Consider the following 4,532-nt stretch of genomic DNA (forward strand, 5'->3'; position numbering starts at 1 on the left):
TGAGCGCCCCTTGCCAGCTTCTCGTGCTGGCAGGGCCGGAGCACGGCCGGACCATCCCATTAGCGGAAGTTTGCTCTAGCCGGAGCCAACCTGTCGTGCTCTTAATTCAGGAGTGGCTTTATCTTTGGCCGCGCGGTCGCCTACTTCGTAGTGCGCTAACCCCGTGGAGTGGCAGCCATGGTGCAGAACCTCATAATCGGATTTGTCGTAGTGGCTTTCATTATCATGGGCGTGCTTGCTTACGCCCAGAAACATGAAGGGTGCTTGCACGGACGCTCGCTCCAAACCTTCAAGCCTTGCGGATCAATCAGCGCTGATATATAGCGCTGCCCGCGACGCCGCGGCTAACCTCGCGAGACAGCGGGCTCTGCCGTATAGGTGCTACGCCGGCTGAGCAATGAAGTCGCGGCGCGTTCATCCACATATTGTTTGATGCCGCTGGCCAGCGGGTTTTTTCGCACGCTCAACCCAGTCGGTGCCGAGTTGTCGGGGCATAGCTCTCGACGAAGTCTCGGATATGCTCTGGCATTCGGTCACCTGCGATATCGCACCGAGCTTGGATCATCTGCGCAATATCCTTGGAAACGTCATTAGCCCAATGCTCCAGTGTGTTGAAGGCCACGACGCGCACCGGGGTCGTTAAACTGCCCCGTCAGAAAATCATCAATGACAGTTTCAAGATCGGTCCGCTCGACCTCTGTCTCGCGGTAGACGCTGCCACTACTAAAGCGATCAACGACCAGATAGACCGTTTGATCCGCACCATACGGCACGGTGCCTGGCGACCACCCCGTTGTGGACATAGCAATCCTCCAACTCGATCAATGATCCAGTGCTTGACGACCTTCGTTGGTGACGACCACATGCGTGTCGTCACGTATTTCGACCAAGCCCATTTCAATCAACATTACCAAATCACTTTGACGGACGGGCGTTAATTTCGTTCGCTTGGCTTTGATATCGCGCAGCGCCCAGCGCAGGCGGATCGCGGTGTCTAAATCTAACCGAGCCAGCGGCGAGAGCGGCTGCGTCACTTGGTTTTCGCGTTCGGCCTCCGGGACAAGCGTGGCCCCTGTTGAGCCGGCGTTTATCGGCCCATCTTCGCCGCTCGCATTTTCTCCGCCTATTGGGTTGGCGTGCGAAGGTACGGCCGGTTCGGAAGCGTGCCAGCGCGCTCGCATCGCGGCTGCAATTTCTTCTAGTTTGTCCTTTGTGCTCACTTCTTCCCCTTTGGCCCCACCTCGGCGGGGTGGATCGTGTTAGCAATCTCCATGAGCGCCATTACCGATGCAAACTCGGCAATCGTATAGCCTTTGATGCCGTCGTTGATAGACACGCCACTGAACCTTTCGGCGACATGCCACTCGACCGCTTTTGCAAACGCCTGCTTCGCGGTTTCTTTTGTCACCGTCAGCATGTGATCGTCATAGAAGGCTTTCACCACAAATGGCATGACCATTCCGTATAGTAGAGCATGACCTTGTTGTTTAGTGGGCAAAAGCACCCAGCAAGCTACGTCCTGGAACGTTAGTCCGGCACATCTCCATGGATTAATGTGAAGTTAGATCGGCGCAGCTTTTTTTGCTCGCTATGAGCGCGTTGCAATTCGTCTTTGGAAAAGCGCGTTTCCTCACGGAAACGGCCGTTAACGGTCAACAAGCGATCTGGAAACCGCTCAAGCATCTGACGGAATTGTTCGTCTTGGTTGTAATCGGTGTTGCACACGGAACACCTGCTTTAAATCTATTATTATGCAAGCAATCGGCCGCTGTTAATTTCAGCCTCTTAAATCGCTGGTATCCTTCCGCAATTTGGATGAGAGATCAAGCCCCCGACTAGTCTCGTTTGAAAAGTCGTTGGTCGAACTACGGCATCAGGCGAACAGGTCGACACCGGATTTTTGGGCTGCACCCGAAGCTATTTCTGTATACGCTTCTTTTTGGTGGCGGCTTTAAATGAAACGCCCAACCGAATTGACACCTTGCGAATGCGCTCAGGCGTGCGGTTCATGATCCGAGCCGCTTCCTCTAACGATTTTGATGCTTTGGCGAGTTCGATAACGCGACGATCATGTACGAATGACCAAGACTTGCCAGCCATCGGTGAAGCGCTCCTTTTAAAAGACAAAGCCGCCGAGCGGAGTATGTTCGCTGACGGCCTTGCCGAGGGACCGGACGAGGGCAATTGCCCGGCGTTCTGTCGATAGCTCAACGTCTCGATAGCGCAACGCATGTTGCGCGTTAAGCTAACCGCTCAACCTTACCGATGCGGGTTTTCCACGCGGTGGTTACGCGGCTTCCGTATTTTTACGGGGGATTGGTTGCGCTCTTCAGCGCAGGTGCAATGAAGCAAGAGAGCGCTTGACCAAGCGAAAGCGGCACAGTCCCGATGGACAGCTAAGTCTCGTGGATTGCTCAGGGGCTTTGATGAGCTGTAATGGCCAGCCATGAGCACCAAGATCATGGGCGCGGACATGCGCGTGTTGGCGTCGACAAGATTTTCGAGCATTAAAAAGCTAATCCTCGACCGCCTCACTTCGCAAGGGCTACCTTCAATATTTCAGTGGCCGCAGGGAGCAGAAGACGGCTGGCTGATTGCCTATGGCCCGCGCCTGGATGGGATCAACCGGCAGTGTGGTCGACGGGTTACGAAGCTCCTGCGAGGCGCCAAAGTGGCGGAAGTACCTGTTGAACAGCCGACTGAACTCGTTCTCAGCATCAACCATAAAGCGGCCAAAGCACTTGGTGTGACAATTCCGCCAACGCTGGTCAGCCGTGCGGACCAAGTGATCGACTGAGGTCTGGTGTTGGCCCACAGCCGAACCGCGCTTAAGGCCTTATGACGTCGATTCTCAGCGGTAAACCGGACATCGATCCTCGCTCCCTTCCACCGCCGCTTTTGACCCCATAGCGGACGATTTGTAAAATGCAGCATGCGCAACCTTAATTTGTTAACAGTCTTCGGGCACACCGAGTTCGAATTCGACGAGAATCCGATGTCACTTAGATGCATGACAAGAGGTCGGCGCGTTGTCTTTGCGCTCATGATCGCGACCAGCCTGATCTCGGGCGGCGTCTATTGTTTGGCATTGTGGGTCAGTTATGGATTGTCGGAGAAATCCCGGCAGGTTAGGGCCAACTTCCGTGAGTGGCCGCCCTGTCCAAGCTATCCGGACCCTAGACTAAATTGTTAGACCCAATAAAGCGGACAAAGCTAAAGCCGATACCGTAGTTCTGCAATTGACCCAAACGCGTCATTGCGACCTCAAAAAGCTGCTCGCAATCTCCGAGCAAGATCAGCGGTTCGCGCTTCGCTCATCCGCCCTCGGTGTTAGTTGACGTCATCCATCAGTGGGTCGTCAGTACCCTGGACCAACTCCACCAATCTCTTTGCTTCAGGAGCGAGTGCGGCCCAACGCCACCATGAGGCCTCGTCAACAGTATCAACTGTATCGGGCAGCCACACACCGTCAACCCAACGCGCGGCCAAAGCTTGGACCACGGCACCTTGGTTATCCGTCAGAGCCGCATGCCTGACATCGTCGGGAATGGAGGCCAAGGCCTTACGCATGTCCAGATCGACGTCCCGTTCCTCGAGCTCTTCACGCGACAGGCAATTCTCGTCCCACCAGCCGCTCATTTGCATCGCGCGGCCGATCTTGTCCGTCCATATGAAGGCATCGTCGATCGGCTTGGCGTAGCCCGACGCTGCAAGCGCATCCATCACGGGCCTGATATCGTGATGAGGGACAAAAGGCAGGCGCTTTAAAGACGCATGACCCAGCTGGCTTGCAAACAATGATAGCCATGCTTCAAGGACATCGTCGATGGGCGGCAACGTGACTTGGCCAGCCCGCGACCGCTCCGTGACGAAGTGTGCAACTCGGTCACCATCGATCAGCAATTTGCACTCATAAGTCGCCAGCCCCAGCCTTATGAGCATAGTGCAAGCATCTTCGAATGCAGACAGGCCTCCTGAACCATCGAGTTTGGCCCCAACGCGGGCGCGCGGCTCACTTGGCTCACAGCGATCCGTGGTCGCGCGAACCAGCGAGGCCGCGAGCTCGCCGTAAAGTTCGTGAGTGGCCATGGCGCAAGTCATATCATGAGCGCCGTACACGAACCGTTAACGGGTCTTTTACGGACTGGTCCAGCGACTCATGAATGTCCGTATGTGGCCGATTTTGTTGCAAAAGTCGGTTGAGAGAGGCCTCGAGGCGTGATTCCGTTGTGTTGAGGCGAATCGCGACGAGGTCGATCCATGATGGGCCGTCTGAAGAGTGACCAAGGTCAACTGTTCTACGAGTTTGATCTTAGCGACGCGATTCCCGAAGATCATCTGGTGCGGAAGATCGATGCTGCTCTCGATCTTTCCTGGCTTCGCAGCGAGCTTGCACCTCACTATTCGTCGATGGGTCGCCCGTCGATCGATCCGGAACTAATGATCCGGATGCTGGTCGTGGGGTACGTTTTTGCGATCCGCTCGGAGCGGCTGCTCTGCCGTGAAGTGCAGGTGAACCTCGCCTATCGCTG

The 4,532-nt window shown here is 55.6% G+C and carries 8 protein-coding genes; 2 read left to right on the forward strand and 6 right to left on the reverse strand.

Annotated features, from left to right (window positions below; all coding sequences use genetic code 11):
- Window positions 1-590 precede the first annotated feature (590 nt).
- From CQ13_RS45380 to CQ13_RS40630, 5 genes are all read right to left on the reverse strand, one after another.
- The gene (locus CQ13_RS45380; RefSeq protein WP_245309070.1) at window positions 591-803 is read right to left on the reverse strand and encodes a hypothetical protein; all 213 of its coding nucleotides are present in this window, start codon (window positions 801-803) and stop codon (window positions 591-593) included.
- Window positions 804-821: 18 nt separating this feature from the next.
- Window positions 822-1,220 (reverse strand): hypothetical protein, encoded by a 399-nt coding sequence (locus CQ13_RS46735; RefSeq protein ID WP_347337016.1) that lies wholly within the window; start codon window positions 1,218-1,220, stop codon window positions 822-824.
- Window positions 1,217-1,453 (reverse strand): hypothetical protein, encoded by a 237-nt coding sequence (locus CQ13_RS07330; RefSeq protein WP_057842338.1) that lies wholly within the window; start codon window positions 1,451-1,453, stop codon window positions 1,217-1,219. The genes CQ13_RS46735 and CQ13_RS07330 overlap by 4 nt, the downstream gene beginning before the upstream one ends.
- Before the next feature lie 74 nt (window positions 1,454-1,527).
- Complete coding sequence (locus tag CQ13_RS42645) at window positions 1,528-1,725, reverse strand: hypothetical protein (protein ID WP_156433558.1); 198 nt, start codon at window positions 1,723-1,725, stop codon at window positions 1,528-1,530.
- A 192-nt stretch (window positions 1,726-1,917) separates the two neighbouring features.
- Window positions 1,918-2,100, reverse strand: a complete 183-nt coding sequence (locus CQ13_RS40630; protein ID WP_082637356.1) for a hypothetical protein — start codon at window positions 2,098-2,100, stop codon at window positions 1,918-1,920.
- Window positions 2,101-2,446: 346 nt separating this feature from the next.
- On the opposite strand from CQ13_RS40630, the gene CQ13_RS07335 reads away from it, so the two are divergent.
- Window positions 2,447-2,797, forward strand: coding sequence for an ABC transporter substrate binding protein (locus CQ13_RS07335; protein WP_057842339.1), 351 nt, complete (start codon window positions 2,447-2,449; stop codon window positions 2,795-2,797).
- 533 nt (window positions 2,798-3,330) lie between these two features.
- On the opposite strand, the gene CQ13_RS07340 is transcribed toward CQ13_RS07335, so the two are convergent.
- Window positions 3,331-4,089: a hypothetical protein gene (locus CQ13_RS07340; RefSeq protein ID WP_156433559.1), complete on the reverse strand. Its 759-nt coding sequence runs from the start codon at window positions 4,087-4,089 to the stop codon at window positions 3,331-3,333.
- A gap of 171 nt (window positions 4,090-4,260) precedes the next feature.
- On the opposite strand from CQ13_RS07340, the gene CQ13_RS07345 reads away from it, so the two are divergent.
- Window positions 4,261-4,532, forward strand: a 272-nt coding sequence (locus CQ13_RS07345; RefSeq protein ID WP_197427271.1) for a transposase, incomplete at its 3' end; no start/stop codon positions are given.

This window comes from Bradyrhizobium retamae (genome assembly GCF_001440415.1).
Lineage (GTDB): Bacteria > Pseudomonadota > Alphaproteobacteria > Rhizobiales > Xanthobacteraceae > Bradyrhizobium > Bradyrhizobium retamae.